This window comes from Oscillibacter sp. CU971 (assembly GCF_905219725.1).
GTDB lineage: Bacteria > Bacillota > Clostridia > Oscillospirales > Oscillospiraceae > Oscillibacter.
The window spans coordinates 1-1,182 of record NZ_CAJMXG010000543.1; the positions used below are offsets into that span (position 1 = coordinate 1).

The following is a 1,182-nucleotide window of genomic DNA, read 5'->3' on the forward strand; positions in this document are numbered from 1 at the left end:
CAATATGGCCCTTTATTGGTCGTTTCCATTACCTTCGTCTGTTTGCCTGGCTTTTACCTGCTTTAATCAGTGCTTCCCTAAATCCATCGCTTGGATATCGGCAAAGTTGTCCGCCCATATGTGACGGTCTATGTAGGCTTGTACGCTGACGTACTCCGTGAACTTGCCGCCGTCGCAGAACTCAATCACTTTGTGAATACGGCGGTAAAACGCTTCCCGGCTGGCAAGGTCCACGTTCATGTATTGAACGTCCGGGGGGATGTTGGTGATGATAAATACTTTGGTGTAGCACGCCTGACGGTTGAAATAGCGGCAGGGGAGCAGGAGGGGATAGCCGTCCAAGTAGTTCAACATATCGCCATGTTTCAGACCGCCCCGGAACTCCTCGAAAATCAGCACATCCTGACCGTCGTAGGTATCGAAGGGGTGACGGTAGTTAAAAAGGGCCTCAGCCCCAATTCCGTTATCAAGCATCACGCCATGATTCGGACTGCCCTGCAATGGGCTGTGAAGCATCGTTATATCCGTGAGAACGTGGCTGACTTCGCCGAGAAGCCCAGCCACGTTCGTTATCGTGGGGCGGAGCCTTACACGGTTCAGGAGATTGCGAACCTGCTGCAACTAACAGCCAGCGAGCCGATTGCCGTACCGATTTTCCTAGCGAGCTTCTACGGCCTCCGGCGTTCTGAACTGCTGGGCTTACGCTGGTCGGCAATTGACTTCAAGCAAGGCACCATTACCATTTCCACTACCGTCGTCAAAGAAAAGCACAATGGGGAAATTAGAGCCATTGTCCGGGAAAATACGACCAAGAGCGATACCAGTATGCGGACATTGCCCCTTTGCCAGTATACCTATCAGTATTTCATGAACCTGCAACAGCATCAGGCATACCAGAGGGACCTGTGCGGGGCTTGTTACGACCAGCGCTTTTTGGATTTCGTCTGTGTAGACCAGATGGGTACGCTGATCCAGCCGGACTATGTTTCTCAGAAGTTTCAGCAGATTTTGAGCAAGTACGGCCTCCGCCGGATTCGCTTTCATGATTTAAGGCATAGCTGTGCCACGATCATGCTGTATCTGAACTACTCCCTGAAAGATATTCAAGGAAACGCTGATTTAATTCCCCGAAATAATGGAAGATGTGATAAAATAAGGGAAAGGGGGCGCGGGGTATGAAAC

The 1,182-nt window shown here is 50.8% G+C and carries 2 protein-coding genes; one reads left to right on the plus strand and one right to left on the minus strand.

Features of this window, described 5'->3' with window-relative positions; genetic code table 11:
* Nucleotides 1-66 precede the first annotated feature (66 nt).
* On the minus strand, nt 67-354 hold the full coding sequence (locus JX325_RS17270) for a hypothetical protein (protein WP_204792238.1): 288 nt from the start codon (nt 352-354) through the stop codon (nt 67-69).
* A 6-nt stretch (nt 355-360) separates the two neighbouring features.
* Between JX325_RS17270 and JX325_RS17275 the strand changes: the two genes are divergently transcribed.
* Nucleotides 361-1,179 (plus strand): site-specific integrase, encoded by an 819-nt coding sequence (locus tag JX325_RS17275; RefSeq protein WP_204792239.1) that lies wholly within the window; start codon nt 361-363, stop codon nt 1,177-1,179.
* The last annotated feature ends 3 nt before the right edge of the window (nt 1,180-1,182 follow it).

What these genes read in the sequence shown, in the direction of transcription:
- JX325_RS17270 (WP_204792238.1), bottom strand. Translation starts at nt 354, where the DNA reads ATGTTGAACTACTTGGACGGCTATCCCCTCCTGCTCCCCTGCCGCTAT.
- JX325_RS17275 (WP_204792239.1), top strand. Translation starts at nt 361, where the DNA reads ATGTTTCAGACCGCCCCGGAACTCCTCGAAAATCAGCACATCCTGACC.